This is a genomic window from Bacillus cereus group sp. Bce019 (assembly GCF_051781745.1).
GTDB classification, from domain to species: domain Bacteria; phylum Bacillota; class Bacilli; order Bacillales; family Bacillaceae_G; genus Bacillus_A; species Bacillus_A cereus.
Map to the genome: position 1 here is coordinate 1 of NZ_JBPWJX010000007.1, position 17557 is coordinate 17557.

The following is a 17557-nucleotide window of genomic DNA, read 5'->3' on the forward strand; positions in this document are numbered from 1 at the left end:
CGTGGTGTAGTGGTTAACATGCCTGCCTGTCACGCAGGAGATCGCCGGTTCGACCCCGGTCGGGACCGCCATTTTAATAAGGCTCGGTAGCTCAGTCGGTAGAGCAGAGGACTGAAAATCCTCGTGTCGGCGGTTCGATTCCGTCCCGAGCCACCATTTATTTTAATAAAATACGCCGGCTTAGCTCAATTGGTAGAGCAACTGACTTGTAATCAGTAGGTTGGGGGTTCAAGTCCTCTAGCCGGCACCATGTAAGTTTCGGAGGGGTAGCGAAGTGGCTAAACGCGGCGGACTGTAAATCCGCTCCTTCGGGTTCGGCAGTTCGAATCTGCCCCCCTCCACCATTTACATAGGGGCATAGTTTAAAGGTAGAACTGAGGTCTCCAAAACCTCCAGTGTGGGTTCGATTCCTACTGCCCCTGCCAAATATATTTACACAACATGGCGGTTGTGGCGAAGTGGTTAACGCACCGGATTGTGGCTCCGGCATTCGTGGGTTCGATTCCCATCAGTCGCCCCATTTTTATTTTAAAAATTACAAATAATCTAATGGATACTTACATATAATTAAGTAAGAATTCGATGGGCTATAGCCAAGCGGTAAGGCAACGGACTTTGACTCCGTCATGCGCTGGTTCGAATCCAGCTAGCCCAGCCATTTTTGCGGAAGTAGTTCAGTGGTAGAATACAACCTTGCCAAGGTTGGGGTCGCGGGTTCGAATCCCGTCTTCCGCTCCAATAAAATTTAATATGGCGGCATAGCCAAGTGGTAAGGCAGAGGTCTGCAAAACCTTTATCACCGGTTCAAATCCGGTTGCCGCCTTTTCTTTTGTGCCGATGTGGCGGAATTGGCAGACGCGCACGACTCAAAATCGTGTTCCTTCGGGAGTGTCGGTTCGACCCCGACCATCGGTATCATGAACGGCGTAATAAAAGACTCTACACCAAATGTGTAGAGTCTTTTTATGTTTTCATCACACTATAAAATAAGCAAAAATGGTGTGTTGGTGAAATGGTTATAAATGATTAAGGTAAACTTATTCATTTAGTACATGCGATACAGTTGGGGAAAACTACAAAACAATAAAGGGATAAATTTTTATCCCTTTATATAATTTCATTATTTTATAGAGAATTTCTCCAACCTGGTGACATGAAGTTAAATCCGACGCCACCAGTAGATATTAGTACATGATCAGCTGTTAATTTCGTAATTTCTAAGAACTTCTTTTCAAACTCTTTTCTGTTGTATTTGTACATAGTTGAGTGGCATGACCACATGTGCGTTGAAGTACTCAACCAGTCTCCTAATTCCTTTAATTCAGAAAACGACTCAAATCGAATTGGTTCATCTAATTTCATGAATCTCACTTGATAGATAGTTGGGTTTAATTTTTCTCCTATTCCTTTAAAAGCATGTGATTTTTTGTCTTTTGAATGTGTCATAATTCACCCTCCATCTTTTCTTCAAATTTTTTCCTATTTTTATTATACAACAATAGAAAACAATTATGGGAATAATATGGAAATCTTTATTGGCAATATAAAAAGACTGTAACAGAAATGTTAGAGTCTTTTTGTTAAATTATACTATGTGCTTCTAAAATTCGTAATAAACGTAGGAATTCATGTATAATATAACTTGTCGAAAGAACAAAATGATAGTGATTTATATTATGTCTGTAATATGAATTAAAAATGAACTTTTTATATTTCTTTTAAAAATGTGTTGAACACACATTATATTTCATATTAATATTTTTATGTAGATTTAAAACGGGAAAGAGAGTGGAAAGTATGGGCCGTAAATGGAACAATATTAAAGACAAAAAAGCATCAAAAGATGCAAATACAAGCCGTATATACGCGAAATTTGGGCGTGAAATTTATGTGGCAGCAAAACAAGGCGAGCCAGATCCAGAATCAAACCAAGCACTAAGAGTTGTATTAGAGCGTGCGAAAACATACAATGTTCCAAGAACAATTATTGATCGTGCAGTTGAAAAAGCAAAAGGCGGTTCAGAAGAAAATTATGACGAGCTTCGTTATGAAGGATTCGGACCAAATGGAGCTATGGTTATTGTAGATACACTTACAAATAACGTAAACCGTACTGCAGCAGATGTACGAGCTGCATTTAGCAAAAACAGTGGTAATATGGGTGTGAACGGTTCTGTAGCTTACATGTTTGATGCGACAGCTGTTATCGGCCTTGAAGGTAAAACATCAGATGAAGTTCTTGAAATTTTAATGGAAGCAGATGTAGATGCACGTGACATTCTAGAAGAAGAAGATTCTGTTATCGTGTATGCTGAACCAGATCAATTTCATGCAGTACAATCTGCACTTAAAGGTGCTGGCGTTGAGGAGTTTACAGTTGCAGAATTAACAATGCTTGCACAAAGTGATGTAACACTTCCTGAAGATGCTCAAGCACAATTTGAGAAAATGGTTGATGCATTAGAAGATTTAGAAGATGTTCAACAAGTTTATCACAACGTAGACTTAGGAGAGTAATACGATAGATGACCCTTTTCGCTTAGCGGATAGGGTCTTTTTTATGAAGTTAATTAAGGTGATGAAGTATTAAAGGTATTTTGTTGTAGGTAGGGAATATGATTATAGGGATATATAAAATATTCATTATCTCTAGGAGGCTTAATATGGAACATAAGACACCAAAGCATATCGTTGCTGTAGCAGGTTATTTAACAAATGAAAAAAATGAAGTGTTATTAACAAAAGTGCACTGGCGAGCTGATACGTGGGAGTTGCCAGGAGGACAGGTAGAAGAAGGCGAAGCGCTCGATCAAGCTGTCTGTAGGGAAATAAAAGAGGAAACAGGGTTAACGGTGAAGCCTATCGGAATTACAGGCGTTTATTATAATACTTCTATGCATATTCTAGCTGTCGTTTTTAAAGTAGCATATATAAGTGGTGAAATAAAAATTCAACCTGAAGAAATACAAGAGGCTAAATTTGTTGATTTAAATGAAGAGAACATAGATGAGTATATAACGCGTCCTCATATGAAATCCAGAACGCTTGATGCAATGAGAGCAACACATTTTATTCCGTATGAAACGTGGGAAGTACAGCCGTATAATTTAATAGGAAGATTGTAAAGAAAAGAGTAGCCGATTTGAGATACATTCGAATCACTACTCTTTTTTTGTATACTGTTTAAGAAAAAGGTCAAAATAATAATAGCACTAGTATTGATTTAAGGAACGTTTGTTCTATATAATAAATCTATATGTTATATACATTTAGATTACTAGATAGTCAAAAGTATATATATTTGTAGATGATATAATTAAAGTGTAAAGTGAAAATATAATAGTCTTAAGGGTTTCTCTTTTATTGGTTATTCGTACTTTAATATAACCTATATTCAATATTTCAGATGAATAGTAGATAAAAAAAGACTGTGATACAATACTTTTTTATCCAACTATTTGCTGGGCAGTAAGCTTGATTAATGAGGGCCGATTAAAGTTTCACTTTATACCTTACAATGATGTAAGGTACGTGTAAGAGAAATCGATGGGATATTTTTTTACAACAATGTATTCTTAAAGTAAGAGTTATATGCTGTGTGGAAAAGAGGTGTTCAAGATGAAAGAACGAGTATTATCTAGGGTGAACTATCATCAAAAAGTTGCATTAAATCCAATGACTAAACTTTTTTATAAAGCCATTATATTATTATTATTGTTAAGTTGTACGTTATTATTCATTGGAAATGTAATGATTGAAAAAAGTGATATTAGTAAATTACATGTACCGGCTAAGTTAGAGGTGCCAGAATCATTAACACATGCATTTATTGCGACAGAAGATAAAAGATTTTATCATCATAACGGTTTAGATTATATAGCAATTATTAGGGCCTCTGTTGAGAATATAAAGGCTGGTGGTGTCGTGCAAGGGGGAAGCACAATTACACAGCAGCTATCTAAAAATGCCTTTTTAACGAATGAACGTACATTTTCTCGGAAGTGGAAAGAGATTTTTTATACGAAAAAAATTGAACGCACATTTACGAAGGATGAAATATTAAAATTATATGTAAGTAATATTTATTATGGAGAAGGAGCATGGGGAATTGAAAAAGCAGCAAACCTTTACTTCGGTAAAAAGGTGAACCAATTAACGTTGGCTGAAAGTGCAATGATGGCTGCTGTAGTAAAAGCACCTGCTTATTACTCACCTGCCCAAAATTATGATAAAGCAGTAGAGAGACGTAATGTCGTTTTGAGACTAATGGAGAAAGAAGGCTATATAAGCCATGATGAGTATGTTCAAGCAGTTAGTGAGAAATTGGTAATTCGTCATGATATAAAAATAGAGCAGTCGATGTTAAATAGCGCGCGTAAAAAAGCAGTAAGTTAAGAGAAGTTCCTACAGAGGAGCTTCTTTTTTTTGAATAAATTGTGACAAATTGTGACACAATATCGTCACAATTATTGTGTTTTTGTAATTTATGTGAGCGTGTTCATTGCGTGACGTATATAAGTGTTGATATTATGTGTATTGTGTACAATGCTGTATACAGAATATGAATTTAAAGAGGAATGTATATGAAATCAAATAAACTCATGGCTCTTGGTATAGTTTTTTCTATCGCAGTATTAATTGTAATTGGAACAATTGCGTATAGCATCATAAATGACAAAAAAGATAAAGGGAATGAGATGTTTGCTTATTCTACGCAACAATCTTTAGGGAAAGATGATGCTCCAGTTAAGGTAGTTGAATTTGGAGACTTTAAATGTCCTGCTTGTCGTACTTGGGATGTAACAGTATTACCTCGATTAAAAGAAGAGTATATTGATAAAGGCAAAGTGCAGTTATATTTTATTAACTTCCCATTTATCGGAAAAGACTCAGATTTAGGTGCAGCAGCTGGTGAAGCAATTTATAAACAAGATAAAGATTCATTCTGGATTTTCTATGATGAGATTTATCAAAATCAAAAGAAAGATACGGAAGAATGGATTACAGAAGATTTGCTTCTTAGCATTGTGAAAGAGAAACTGCCAAAAGTTGATGTAGAGCAATTTAAGAAAGACTTACACAGTAAAGACATTAAAGAAAAAGTACGTAAAGATTCAGATCGTGCTCAAAAATTAAAAGTTCAAGGTGCTCCTTCTGTATATGTAAACGGAAATCTTGCAAACCCTGATTTCGATAGTATGAAGAAGGCAATTGATAAAGAATTGAAAAAGTGATGAGGTCTCTCATCACTTTTTCGACTTTTTTCGATAAAATTCTTGCCTCTACTTTTTTTACATGCTATACTACTTTACATAAGTTATTCTAATATCTTATATGTAATTCATATTTGCGGGTGTAGTTTAGTGGTAAAACAAGAGCCTTCCAAGCTCTGGTCGAGAGTTCGATTCTCTTCACCCGCTCCAAATTATATTAAATGTTTTTCTATAAATTGTGATCAACGCAGTGTTTCGTTTCCGAGATAAACGAGGCATTGCGTTTTTTAATGTTTGAAAAACCTAATTACATGCGAAAATAGAAGTAAATAATAGTATTCCAAACGTGAATTACTAACCAATAGAGTCGTTACATAAGGGACGGATTCATCTGAGGAGGCGGTTAAGAGTGGATTTTGAACAATTAAAGCAAGATGTAATTGCGTATAGTAAAACAATTGGCATAGATAAAATAGGCTTTGCGAGCGCTTCTCCTTTTGAGGAATTAAAGCAGCGCTTAATCCAGCAACAACAATTAAATTATCAATCTGGATTTGAAGAGCCTGATATAGAGAAGAGAACGAATCCGCAACTTTTATTACCGGGTGCTAAATCAATTATTGCGATTGCTTTAGCATATCCTTCAAAATTAAAAAATGCACCATTAAGTAAGCGTGGCGAACGCCGTGGGATTTTTTGTCGTGCTTCTTGGGGACAAGATTATCATCTTGTTTTACGAGATCGTTTGCAAAAATTAGAAGCATATTTAATTGAAAAACTGCCGGATATAGAAGTGAAGTCCATGGTTGATACAGGTGAATTAAGTGATCGAGCTGTATCAGAGCGTGCAGGCATTGGCTGGAGTGGTAAAAACTGCTCTATTATTACACCTGAATTTGGTTCGTACGTATACTTAGGAGAAATGATTACAAATGTTCCATTCCCGCCAGATAAGCCGATAGAAGATCAATGCGGGGGCTGTACGAAATGTATCGATATTTGTCCTACCGGTGCTTTAATACAGGGGGGACAGTTAGATTCGAAGAAGTGCATTGCGTTTTTAACACAGACGAAAGGATTCCTACCTGAAGAATATCGCGATAAAATAGGAAATCGTATATATGGATGTGATACGTGTCAGACTGTTTGCCCGAAAAATAAAGGAATGGATTTTCATAATCATCCTGAGATGGAGCCGGATCCTGAGCTAGTTAAACCATTATTAACGCCACTTTTAACAATTAGTAATCGTGATTTTAAAGAGAAATATGGGATTATGTCAGGGTCATGGAGAGGGAAAAAGCCACTGCAAAGAAATGCGATTTTAGCATTAGCACATTTTAAAGAAGCATCGGCAATTCCAGATTTAATTGGTGTTATGAAAGATGACCCAAGACCGGTACTACGCGGAACGGCAGCATGGGCACTTGGGAAAATTGGCGGAGATGGAGTAGGCGAAGCGATTGAGAAAACGATGGAACGTGAGAAAGATGAAGAAGTGCTTCATGAAATGAATCGCGGGCTTGAATTGTTAGCACAGAAAAAAGAGTAGATAATATTTCCCTTTTTCATATTGTAATATGGGAGGGAGACAGAATGGTTGTAAAAACGAAGATTGAAAACCAAGTACAACAATTTTTAGCATATATAACGGAGAAAAGAACGAATGTGGATGGTATTGCTGAGGATTTACTACAAATGGCACTGAGAAAGAAACAATTGTTTCAAAGGCGTAGTGCACATATAGTGAAAGCAACTGCGGATGTTTCTTTCATTAGACAATTAAATAGTAATGACCATCAAGAAATTGATTATCAAATACATTTTAAATATTTAATTAAGCATAAAGAATTATTTTATATTGAAGAGGAACAATTAAAACGAAGAGTTTGTTTAAATAATAGTCGAATTATAGGCGATTCTGCTATTGAAGTGTCAGAAGAAATTAGAATGGGTGAGACATTAGAAAGGGATATTACGAAAGAGAAGTACGGTTCTTATCAGTATAATCGTTTAGAGGCAGTGAAATATGCAGAGCGTTGGTGGGATGACCGGAATCCTATGTATCGTAATTTCCCTGATAATTGTACGAATTTCATTTCTCAATGTCTTCATACTGGAGAAGTACCTATGAACGGGTATCCTAATATTCGTAAAGGATGGTGGCAAAGGGAGAATCAGTGGAGTTGGAGCTGGGCTGTTGCACATTCTTTTTATTGGTATTTGTCAGGTGCTACAACAGGACTTCGAGCAGAGGCGGTAGAGAGGCCAGAAGAACTTATTCTTGGAGATGTCATTGCTTATGATTTCGAGGATGACGGAAGATGGAATCATACGACGATTGTAGTAGCAAAAGATGCAGATGGTATGCCGCTTGTAAATGCACATTCAGCGAATAGCCGTCGACGTTATTGGAACTATGAAGACTCTAGTAAATATACACCACAAATGAAATATAAATTCTTTCATATTATTAATGGGTAGAGATTTTTCGCTCAAGTGGTATAATACGTAGTAGACAAAAAACAGAGGTGAATATCGCGTGGGAGTACATGTTGTTTTATATCAGCCAGAAATTCCAGCAAATACAGGGAATATTGCTCGTACTTGTGCAGCAACTGGAACAGAATTACATTTGATTAGACCGCTTGGATTTTCAACGGATGATAAAATGTTAAAGCGTGCAGGATTAGATTATTGGCAGCACGTAAAAATTACGTATTATGATTCAATTGAAGAATTTTATGAAAAAAATAAAGACGGTGAATTCTTCTATTTAACAAAGTATGGCGAGAAAGCTCATACAGCGTTTGACTATAGCAAGCGTGAGAAGGATTACTATTTTGTATTTGGAAGAGAAACAAACGGCTTACCAGCTAATGTAATCGAAGAAAACTTTGATCATTGTTTACGTATTCCAATGACAGATAAAGTACGTTCATTAAATTTATCTAATACAGCAGCAATTTTAATTTATGAAGCGTTCCGTCAACAAAATTACCCTGGATTAGATTTAGAAATCGTTTATTAAAAGTCGCCATATGGCGACTTTTTTTTATAAAATAAAAATAATATATAATCATACATTTAAAAGAGAGGACATAATCATATAGAATGGGATATATGATTAAAAATAGATAAGACGGGTTGAGATAAATATGAAGGAAGAATATAGTAATCAAAATACCTTTTTAAGTATGATAGATATGGATTTAATTAGACAAGGATTATTACATGCTATTCAAGATTTAGTATTCATATTGAAAGTTATTGATAATGAAACGTTTCAATATATGTATGTGAATAAAATAGGAATGGATTATGCTAGGTTAAGCGAAGAGTGCTATGGAAAAACTTTTGCAGAAGTATTACCAAAAGATATAGCGGGGATATTGCAAAGGCAATATGCAAAAGTAGTGAGAGAAGCGAAAGCACACACCTTTTGTGATGTAGTCAATTTACCAAAAGGTGAGATACATTATGAATCTTCACTTAATCCTGTCTGCGACGAAGAAGGAATATGTCAATTTGTTATTTGCATTACAAGAGATATTACAGCTCAAATTGAGGAGAAGACAAAGATAGAGGAAAAACAAATGTTATTTAAGTCGTTACTGGAATATAATAATGACTCAATTATATCTATAGATTCTATAGGGAGAGTTACATATGCAAATCCGGCAACGTATGAAATATTTGGATACCGGTATGAGGAATTAAATAATAAATTTATTTTTGAATTCATTAATAAAGAATATGAAAAAGATTTTCAAATTATATTTAAGGGATCGATGCAAGGAAAAGCAAAACAAATTGTTTCAAAGAAATATGTTCATAAAGAAGGGTACGAGCTATATATTTCTTTGAGAACTATCCCGATTATTGTGAACGGTGAAATTGTTGGGGTTTATATTGTTACGAGAGATGTTACAAGGCAAGTATTAAACGAAATGCGAACAGAATATTTAGCTTACTATGACCAGTTAACGGGATTAATGAATAGAATTTCATGTACAAATAAGTTAAATACTTTTTTAAATGAGAGTGTAAATTTTGCACTTGTATTTATAGATTTAGATGAGTTTCATCGTATTAATGATACATTTGGTCATAAAGAGGGAGATAAAGTATTACAAAAAGTTACAGAATGTTTAAGCAATCTAAAAATAGAAGGTATGCACTTATTTAGAGAACACGATGATCAATTTGTTATGTTGATAGAAAATATAAAGAAAGAATATGTAGAGGAAGTTGCAAAAAGCATACTGAAAAATATTAGTGAATATTTTGTAATCGAAGAAGAAGATGTATATTTAAGTGCATCAATTGGAATTGTAATGGCTCCAGCAGATGGAGAAGATGAAAAAATACTATTTCAGAGGGTCGATGCTGCTTTAGAAAAAGCAAAAGAAAAAGGAAAAGGACATTATCATTTTTATTGTAGTGGATTAGACTGTGAGCGTGAACAAAGGTTTATAATAGAAAACCAGTTACATCGTGCTATAGAAAAAAATGAATTTTTCTTATATTATCAGCCACAAATTAATATTGAAACGAAAAAAATAGCTAGTATGGAAGCTTTAATAAGGTGGGAGAATAAGGAATTAGGATTTGTTTCTCCAAACCAATTTATTCCGTTGGCAGAAAGAACAGGATTTATTATTAAGCTCGATGAATGGGTAGTAAATCAAGTGTGTCAGCAACTGCGCGAATGGTTAAATAAAGGATATGAAGTGGTCCCAATTGCGGTTAATATTTCAGCTAGACACTTTCGTTCTATTACATTAATAGAGATGATTACACGGGCTTTAAATAAGTACAATGTATCAGCTCATTTATTAGGGATAGAGGTTACAGAAGGAGCTCTTATACATAAAGATATATCAAAGAGAGTGTTACTACAATTAAAAGAACAAAATTTAAAGATTCATTTAGATGATTTTGGAACAGGCTATTCATCTTTAAGTTATTTAAAAACATATCCAATTGATACTTTAAAAATTGATCGTTCTTTTATGGAAGGTATACATATAGATGAACGTGATACGAATATTACAGCTGCAATTATTCATTTAGCTCATACTTTAGAATTGAATATAATTGCAGAAGGAGTAGAAAAAAAGGAGCAAATACAGTTTTTGAAAGAAAAGAATGTGAAGCTTGTACAAGGTTATTATTATAGCCGACCACTATCCAAATATGATATGGAAAATATGTATTATAAATAAAAAAATGATGTGCTAAAAGCACATCATTTTTTATGTGTACCTGGTTTGTCATTGTAACCGGATGTAAAAATAGCTGTAAGAAATGTGAGTGATACACCTAAAATTAATAATAATTTCATACTAATATCCTCCTTACTGTTTTCGGTTTATGAGTTTTATTTATTATCCAAAATGTATGTAAGGTTCTTAGAAGAAAAGAATTTATTTATAATGAATAGCAGTGTAAAAATGTTAATACCTATATTATACAGAATTTTCTTTGAATTTTGGAGAGAATTTTAGCGTGCTATTATATATTTCGTTTTGATTTAAAGAATGTTTAAGGACATCCTAGCATACCTTTTATAATAATCCGATTGAACAAGGAGATGGGGGAGGAGCTATAATGGATATTCTAAAAAAGATTGAACAGCATCGAGCAGCAGAAGAACGTTTACAATGGGAAGGTACGTTTGCGGAGTATTTGGAGCTTGTGAAAGAAAGACCATGGGTGGCTCAAACAGCACACTCTCGCATTTACAATATGATAAAAGACGCTGGAATTGAAGAAGTTGATGGTAGAAGAAAGTATAACTTCTTTAGTAATCAGCTCTTTGGATTAGAGGATGCTCTAGAACGTCTTGTAGAGGAATATTTTCATCCATCTGCAAAACGATTAGATGTTAGAAAAAGAATTTTATTATTAATGGGTCCTGTTAGTGGAGGGAAATCAACGTTAGTTACAATGTTGAAACGAGGATTAGAAACATATTCAAGAACAGATCGCGGAGCAATTTTTGCAATTAAAGGATGCCCAATGCACGAGGATCCACTGCATTTAATTCCACATCATTTACGAGATGATTTCTTTGATGAGTATGGGGTTAGAATTGAAGGGAATTTATCACCACTAAATGTCATGCGTTTAGAGCAAGAATACGGATCAAGAATTGAGGATGTAGTTGTAGAGCGTATTTTCTTCTCTGAAGATCGCCGTACAGGGATTGGTACATTTAGCCCGTCTGATCCAAAATCACAGGATATTGCAGATTTAACAGGTAGTCTGGACTTTTCTACGATTGCAGAATATGGTTCAGAATCAGATCCGCGTGCGTATCGATTTGATGGAGAATTAAATAAGGCAAACCGAGGAATGATGGAGTTCCAAGAGATGTTAAAATGCGATGAGAAGTTTTTATGGCACTTATTATCGCTTACGCAAGAAGGGAATTTCAAAGCGGGAAGATTTGCGCTTATTTCAGCAGATGAATTAATTGTAGCGCATACGAATGAAACAGAGTATCGCTCATTTATAGCAAATAAGAAAAATGAAGCATTGCACTCAAGAATTATTGTAATGCCAGTTCCTTATAATTTACGAGTAAGTGAAGAAGAACATATTTATGAAAAAATGATTCGTGAAAGTGATGTATCGAATGTTCACATTGCACCACACACACTTCGCGTTGCAGCAATGTTCACTATTTTAACTCGTTTAAAAGATCCGAAGCGTCCGGATATTGATTTAATTAAAAAGATGCGTTTGTATGATGGAGAAACGGTAGAAGGTTATAATGCGATTGATGTAGAAGAATTACAACGCGAATATCAAGATGAAGGTATGAAGGGTATTGATCCTCGTTATGTCATTAACCGAATTTCGTCTACAATCATTCGAAAAGAGGTACCATCTATTAACGCGTTAGATGTACTTAGATCTTTAAAAGATGGGCTAGATCAGCATCCATCCATTAGTAATGAAGACCGTGAACGTTACATGAACTTCATCTCATTAGCGAGAAAAGAATACGATGAAATCGCGAAGAAAGAAGTACAAAAAGCGTTTGTTTATTCATATGAAGAATCAGCTAAGACGCTTATGGATAATTACTTAGATAACGTTGAGGCGTACTGCAATAAATCGAAATTACGTGATCCGTTAACAGGAGAAGAAATGAGTCCAGATGAAAAATTAATGCGCTCAATTGAAGAGCAAATTGGAATTTCAGAAAATGCTAAGAAAGCGTTCCGTGAAGAGATTTTAATTCGCATTTCTGCTTATGCCCGTAAAGGAAAACGCTTTGATTATAATTCACATGAACGTCTTCGTGAAGCGATTCAGAAAAAACTATTTGCTGATTTAAAAGATATAGTGAAAATTACAACATCAACGAAAACGCCGGACGAAAATCAGCTTAAGAAAATCAATGATGTTGTTGCGCGTTTAATTGATGAGCATGGTTATAATTCTTCTTCAGCAAATGAATTACTACGCTATGTAGGTAGCTTGTTAAACAGATAGTTTGATAACAAAACGCTGTCTCTTGTATTTTGCGGGACAGCGTTTTATTATCCGTTCATATGTGTATAAAGTGTCATACCTTGTCCAAATGTAATAAATTAAGATGCAATTTTATGAATTTATTGTCAATTATTTTTACAATATGCATATGATAGAGTAACCAACCATTCATACGAAAAAAGCCAACACAATACAATATGTTGCAAAGTAAAAATGTGTGCAACAATGCATTGTGTTTCTTTCTTATCAGTGGCTGAATATTTCTTTCTATTTATGTGAGTGGCAAAATTTTGTTTAGGATGCTCGGGGTATTGTATGAAAAACGTTATAAATGTTTATGGGATGATTTTCTGTGGGCAGTTACCTTTCAAATATTCTAGCTTGCATATTACAGAACAAAATTTATAGATTGCTGTTCATACAGGAAGACAATTACAGTAAGGAGGGAAAGGAATGGGCGAAGAAAATCAACCAAATTATACGATTTCACAGGAAAACTGGTCCCTCCATCGCAAAGGATATGACGACCAACAGCGCCATCAAGAAAAAGTACAAGAGGCAATTAAGAATAATTTACCCGATCTTGTAACAGAAGAAAGTATAGTTATGTCTAATGGCAAGGATGTTGTAAAAATACCAATTCGTTCTCTAGATGAATATAAGATTAGATACAATTATGATAAAAATAAACATGTTGGGCAAGGAAACGGTGACAGCAAAGTTGGTGATGTCGTTGCGAGAGATGGATCAGGTGGTCAAAAACAAAAAGGGCCAGGAAAAGGGCAAGGAGCAGGAGATGCAGCTGGGGAAGATTACTATGAAGCTGAAGTCTCTATTTTAGAATTAGAGCAAGCGTTTTTCAGAGAGTTAGAACTGCCTAATTTAAAGAGAAAAGAAATGGATGAAAACCGGATTGAACATGTTGAATTTAATGACATTAGAAAAACAGGATTATGGGGAAATATCGATAAGAAACGAACAATGATATCCGCATATAAACGAAATGCGATGGGTGGTAAAGCATCTTTTCATCCGATTCATCAAGAAGACTTAAAGTTCCGCACTTGGAATGAAGTATTAAAGCCAGATTCAAAAGCTGTTGTATTAGCGATGATGGATACGAGTGGATCGATGGGAATATGGGAGAAATATATGGCACGTAGCTTCTTTTTCTGGATGACAAGATTTTTACGCACAAAGTATGAAACAGTTGATATTGAATTTATTGCTCATCATACAGAAGCGAAAGTCGTTACAGAAGAAGAATTTTTCTCAAAAGGAGAAAGTGGCGGAACAATATGTTCTTCCGTATATAAAAAAGCATTAGAACTTATCGATAATAAATATTCACCAGACCGCTATAATATTTATCCATTCCATTTTTCAGATGGTGATAATTTAACATCAGATAATGCTAGATGTGTAAAACTTGTTGAAGAGCTAATGAAGAAGTGTAATATGTTTGGGTATGGGGAAGTGAATCAGTACAACCGCCATAGTACACTCATGTCAGCCTATAAAAATATTAAAGATGATAATTTCAGATATTATATTTTAAAGCAAAAAGCAGACGTATTTCATGCGATGAAAAGCTTTTTTAGAGAAGAATCAGGTGAGAAAATGGCATAACCTCTTTTAAAGAGGTTCTTTTTTTGTAAACTTTTTATTTTTTTAGTTGACAATGATAATGAAAATCATTATCATTTACTCGAGAAATGATTACATTTTGAATTATATATTTCGGAGGAGATGTAAAGTTGAAACAAAATAAAAGAAAACGTATAAATGCAATGATTATAGCGGCGGCGTTATCACTTCCGTTTGCTGTGTATTCAACACCTGCTTTAGCGGCAGTAGCAATTGAGGCGAATAAAACTGGACAAGGTTTAGGAGATGGTACATATGACGCTGTTATTAAAGCGTATAAAGATAAAACGAATGAAGAGTCTATGGCAGCTGTTTATATAAAGGATCCGAAATTAACAATTGAGAATGGAAAGAAAATTGTAACAGCAACGTTAAGTGATAGTGATTTCTTTCAATACTTGAAGACAGAGGATATTCACACTCCAGGTGTGTTTCATGATGTGAAAGTAATATCAGAAGACAAAAAGAAAAATGGAACGAAAGTGATTCAGTTTGAAGTAGGGGAATTAGGAAAAAGGTATAATATGCGAATGCATATTTATATTCCAACAATGGCCTATGACAATAAGTACCAAGTACAGTTTGAAGTAAATACATTGAATTTAGAGAACAATGTTCCAGAAAAACAAAAGGAAAATAAAGAGGAGCAACAAGGTGAAAACGGAAATGTAATATTAGATAAGCAATTACAAAAATATATTAATAAATATAACTTAAATAGAGATAATGTAGATGCGCCAATCACAAAGAAAGATTTATTACAAATTAAAACTTTATCCATTTATTCAGGTAAAGGAATAAATAAAATAACTGGTTTAGAGTATATGACAAACTTAGAGAAGTTGACGTTACGAGAGTCTAATGTAAAAGACATATCAGCCATCTCGAAGTTGAGAGGTTTGAAGTACGTTGATTTAACGTCTAATTCAATTGAAAGTATTCACCCAATTGAGCAGTTAGAGAATATTAATATGCTTTTTTTAAGAGATAATAAAATTTCTGATCTTACACCATTAAGTAAAATGAAAAAAATTAAAACATTAGATTTAATCGGTAATAACATTAAAGATATCCAGCCATTATTTACATTATCAACTATGAAACAATTATACTTAGCAAATAATCAAATCAGTGATCTTACGGGAATTGATCGATTAAATAATGTGGAACTATTATGGATAGGGAACAATAAAATTAATAATGTTGAATCTATTAGTAAAATGAGTAATCTTATTGAACTAGAAATTTCTGATAGTGAAATAAAAGATATATCACCATTATCTCAATTAGGAAATTTACAAGTGCTGAATTTAGAAGAGAATTATATCTCTGATATATCGCCGTTGAGCACTTTAACAAATTTACATGAGATAAATCTTGGAGCTAATGAAATTTTTGACGTAAGGCCTGTTGAGGAATTAGGTAAGCGAATTTCAATTGACATTCAAAGACAAAAAATCTTTTTAAATGAAGCAAGTGTAGATGAAGAAATAAAAATCCCAGTATACAACCTTAAAGGAGAGCCACTTCAAAATATTAATCTACAAAGTGAGGGGGCTACTCTGAATAACGGATTTATAAAATGGAATAGTCCTGGAGAAAAAATATATGAATTTAAACTAGATACTAATTCTACTGAAAGTAAAATAAGATTTAATGGCACGGTTATACAGAATATAGTTGAAAAACAAAAAGAAAGTCAAAATGTAATTCTCGATAAAACTTTACAACAACATATTAATAAAGAGAATTTAGGTAGAGAGAATGTAAACGCTCCTATCACAAAAGAAGATTTATTACAGATTAAAAAATTAGAGATACTTAAAGAAAAAGGAAATGAGATAAAAGATATAACAGGTTTAGAATACATGACGAATTTAGAAAAACTTACTTTAGAAGGAGTAGGCCTGAAAAATATTGAGTTCATCTCAAACTTGAAACAATTGAATAATGTGAATGTATCTCATAATCAAATTGAAGATATAACACCACTATCTTCATTGGAAAATTTACAGTGGTTAAATCTTGCGGACAATCATATTAAAGATGTAACGGTTATTGGTTCCATGCTAAACTTATTTAGCTTAAATCTAGCTGGAAATGAGATTCGTGATGTAAGGCCGTTAATACAATTAGGTCAGTGGTTTACAATTGATGTTGGAAGACAAAATATCATTTTAAATGATGCAAAAATAAACGAAGAAATTCAAATTCCTGTATATGATTTAGAAGGAGAAAGTATTGAAAATATTCAATTGGTAAGTGAGGGAGGGACGTTTAATAACGGAGTAATAAAATGGAGTACCCCAGGTGAAAAGGTGTATAAATTTGATTTAGATTCTGATGAAATTAGCATCAGGTTTAACGGAACAGTTATACAGAATATAGTGGAAAAAGAAGAAGAAAAAGAGCCGGTAAAAGAAATTGAAGAAACAAAAGAAGAAGTGAAAGAGCCGGTAAAAGAAGTTGAAGAAACAAAAGAAGAAGTGAAAGAACCAACAAAAGAAGTTGAAGAAGCGAAAGAAGAAGTAAAAGAGCCAACAAAAGAAGTTGAAGAAACAAAAGAAGAAGTGAAAGAACCGGTAAAAGAAGTTGAAGAAGCGAAAGAAGAAGTAAAAGAGCCAACAAAAGAAGTTGAAGAGGTAAAAGAAGAAGTAAAAGAACCAACGAAAGAAGTTGAAGAAACAAAAGAAGAAGTAAAAGAACCAACGAAAGAAGTTGAAGAAACAAAAGAAGAAGTGAAAGAACCGGTAAAAGAAGTTGAAGAAGCGAAAGAGGAAGTGGACGAGCCAACAACAGGAGTTGAAGGATCGAAAGCGGAGGTAAAAGAAACAGGAAAAGAAATTGAAGGTTCAAAAGACGCGGTAAATCAATCAGCAGTAGTCCAAGAACAAAACGTGAATAATCAAGTTGTGAAAGAAAATAAACCAGCTGTTAATAAGCAAGAAGAAAGTAAGAAATCATTAGGAGCAACAGGTGGACAAGAGAATACATCAACATTACTTTCAGGCATAGCGTTAGTTCTTTCAGCACTGAGTATGTTTGTATTTAGAAAGAGATTATTTAAGAAATAAAAAACGTTTTATCTTATTATAACGTAAGATGATTATATGAGTTTTTGAGAAGACATTATCATGGCGATTTCATTTTGAAATATGCTTATGGTGATGTCTTTTTTAGAAGGATAT

At 33.9% G+C, this 17557-nt stretch carries 12 protein-coding genes and 11 tRNA genes; 22 read left to right on the forward strand and 1 reads right to left on the reverse strand.

Going from position 1 to position 17557, the window contains the following annotated elements; all coding sequences use genetic code 11:
- The first annotated feature begins 1 nt into the window (after position 1).
- The 10 genes from ACS2QP_RS12190 (at position 2) to ACS2QP_RS12235 (ending at position 915) form a co-directional block, all read left to right on the forward strand.
- Positions 2 to 71: transfer RNA gene (locus ACS2QP_RS12190), tRNA-Asp, on the forward strand.
- Between the two features lie 9 nt (positions 72 to 80).
- A tRNA-Phe gene (locus ACS2QP_RS12195) sits at positions 81 to 156 on the forward strand.
- An 18-nt stretch (positions 157 to 174) separates the two neighbouring features.
- A tRNA-Thr gene (locus ACS2QP_RS12200) sits at positions 175 to 250 on the forward strand.
- 10 nt (positions 251 to 260) lie between these two features.
- Positions 261 to 344: transfer RNA gene (locus tag ACS2QP_RS12205), tRNA-Tyr, on the forward strand.
- 7 nt (positions 345 to 351) lie between these two features.
- Positions 352 to 425: transfer RNA gene (locus ACS2QP_RS12210), tRNA-Trp, on the forward strand.
- Between the two features lie 19 nt (positions 426 to 444).
- A tRNA-His gene (locus ACS2QP_RS12215) sits at positions 445 to 520 on the forward strand.
- Between the two features lie 63 nt (positions 521 to 583).
- Positions 584 to 658 (forward strand) — tRNA-Gln (locus tag ACS2QP_RS12220).
- A 5-nt stretch (positions 659 to 663) separates the two neighbouring features.
- A tRNA-Gly gene (locus tag ACS2QP_RS12225) sits at positions 664 to 738 on the forward strand.
- 14 nt (positions 739 to 752) lie between these two features.
- Positions 753 to 823 (forward strand) — tRNA-Cys (locus tag ACS2QP_RS12230).
- A gap of 10 nt (positions 824 to 833) precedes the next feature.
- A tRNA-Leu gene (locus ACS2QP_RS12235) sits at positions 834 to 915 on the forward strand.
- Between the two features lie 210 nt (positions 916 to 1125).
- On the opposite strand, the gene ACS2QP_RS12240 is transcribed toward ACS2QP_RS12235, so the two are convergent.
- Positions 1126 to 1446 carry a DUF3884 family protein gene (locus ACS2QP_RS12240; RefSeq protein WP_211477915.1) on the reverse strand — a complete coding sequence of 107 codons (321 nt, stop codon included), beginning with the start codon at positions 1444 to 1446 and terminating at the stop codon, positions 1126 to 1128.
- 351 nt (positions 1447 to 1797) lie between these two features.
- Here ACS2QP_RS12240 and ACS2QP_RS12245 point away from each other — a divergent pair, with 351 nt between their 5' ends.
- The 12 genes from ACS2QP_RS12245 (at position 1798) to ACS2QP_RS12300 (ending at position 17443) form a co-directional block, all read left to right on the forward strand.
- Positions 1798 to 2517, forward strand: coding sequence for a YebC/PmpR family DNA-binding transcriptional regulator (locus ACS2QP_RS12245; RefSeq protein ID WP_000532952.1), 720 nt, complete (start codon positions 1798 to 1800; stop codon positions 2515 to 2517).
- A 146-nt stretch (positions 2518 to 2663) separates the two neighbouring features.
- Positions 2664 to 3125 (forward strand): NUDIX hydrolase, encoded by a 462-nt coding sequence (locus ACS2QP_RS12250; protein ID WP_000400455.1) that lies wholly within the window; start codon positions 2664 to 2666, stop codon positions 3123 to 3125.
- Positions 3126 to 3618: 493 nt separating this feature from the next.
- Positions 3619 to 4395, forward strand: a complete 777-nt coding sequence (locus tag ACS2QP_RS12255; protein WP_000664715.1) for a transglycosylase domain-containing protein — start codon at positions 3619 to 3621, stop codon at positions 4393 to 4395.
- Positions 4396 to 4583: 188 nt separating this feature from the next.
- Positions 4584 to 5234 carry a DsbA family protein gene (locus ACS2QP_RS12260; RefSeq protein WP_000841306.1) on the forward strand — a complete coding sequence of 217 codons (651 nt, stop codon included), beginning with the start codon at positions 4584 to 4586 and terminating at the stop codon, positions 5232 to 5234.
- 115 nt (positions 5235 to 5349) lie between these two features.
- Positions 5350 to 5423 (forward strand) — tRNA-Gly (locus ACS2QP_RS12265).
- 199 nt (positions 5424 to 5622) lie between these two features.
- Positions 5623 to 6765: a tRNA epoxyqueuosine(34) reductase QueG gene (gene queG, locus ACS2QP_RS12270; RefSeq protein WP_438882463.1), complete on the forward strand. Its 1143-nt coding sequence runs from the start codon at positions 5623 to 5625 to the stop codon at positions 6763 to 6765.
- 44 nt (positions 6766 to 6809) lie between these two features.
- Positions 6810 to 7697, forward strand: a complete 888-nt coding sequence (locus ACS2QP_RS12275) for an amidase domain-containing protein (RefSeq protein ID WP_000260591.1) — start codon at positions 6810 to 6812, stop codon at positions 7695 to 7697.
- A gap of 58 nt (positions 7698 to 7755) precedes the next feature.
- Entirely contained in the window at positions 7756 to 8244 is a 489-nt protein-coding gene (trmL, locus tag ACS2QP_RS12280) for a tRNA (uridine(34)/cytosine(34)/5-carboxymethylaminomethyluridine(34)-2'-O)-methyltransferase TrmL (protein ID WP_000538147.1), read from the forward strand.
- Between the two features lie 127 nt (positions 8245 to 8371).
- Entirely contained in the window at positions 8372 to 10441 is a 2070-nt protein-coding gene (locus ACS2QP_RS12285) for a sensor domain-containing protein (RefSeq protein WP_438882464.1), read from the forward strand.
- Positions 10442 to 10826: 385 nt separating this feature from the next.
- The gene (locus tag ACS2QP_RS12290) at positions 10827 to 12722 is read left to right on the forward strand and encodes a PrkA family serine protein kinase (protein ID WP_000353273.1); all 1896 of its coding nucleotides are present in this window, start codon (positions 10827 to 10829) and stop codon (positions 12720 to 12722) included.
- Positions 12723 to 13175: 453 nt separating this feature from the next.
- Positions 13176 to 14351, forward strand: coding sequence for a sporulation protein YhbH (gene yhbH / locus ACS2QP_RS12295; protein WP_006925084.1), 1176 nt, complete (start codon positions 13176 to 13178; stop codon positions 14349 to 14351).
- Between the two features lie 128 nt (positions 14352 to 14479).
- On the forward strand, positions 14480 to 17443 hold the full coding sequence (locus ACS2QP_RS12300; RefSeq protein WP_438882465.1) for a leucine-rich repeat domain-containing protein: 2964 nt from the start codon (positions 14480 to 14482) through the stop codon (positions 17441 to 17443).
- Positions 17444 to 17557 lie beyond the last annotated feature (114 nt).

Bases quoted from the DNA above. Each gene is read 5' to 3' on its own strand.
- ACS2QP_RS12240 (WP_211477915.1), bottom strand. From the start codon at position 1,446: ATGACACATTCAAAAGACAAAAAATCACATGCTTTTAAAGGAATAGGA.
- ACS2QP_RS12245 (WP_000532952.1), top strand. From the start codon at position 1,798: ATGGGCCGTAAATGGAACAATATTAAAGACAAAAAAGCATCAAAAGAT.
- ACS2QP_RS12250 (WP_000400455.1), top strand. From the start codon at position 2,664: ATGGAACATAAGACACCAAAGCATATCGTTGCTGTAGCAGGTTATTTA.
- ACS2QP_RS12255 (WP_000664715.1), top strand. From the start codon at position 3,619: ATGAAAGAACGAGTATTATCTAGGGTGAACTATCATCAAAAAGTTGCA.
- ACS2QP_RS12260 (WP_000841306.1), top strand. From the start codon at position 4,584: ATGAAATCAAATAAACTCATGGCTCTTGGTATAGTTTTTTCTATCGCA.
- ACS2QP_RS12275 (WP_000260591.1), top strand. From the start codon at position 6,810: ATGGTTGTAAAAACGAAGATTGAAAACCAAGTACAACAATTTTTAGCA.
- ACS2QP_RS12285 (WP_438882464.1), top strand. From the start codon at position 8,372: ATGAAGGAAGAATATAGTAATCAAAATACCTTTTTAAGTATGATAGAT.
- ACS2QP_RS12290 (WP_000353273.1), top strand. From the start codon at position 10,827: ATGGATATTCTAAAAAAGATTGAACAGCATCGAGCAGCAGAAGAACGT.
- yhbH (WP_006925084.1), top strand. From the start codon at position 13,176: ATGGGCGAAGAAAATCAACCAAATTATACGATTTCACAGGAAAACTGG.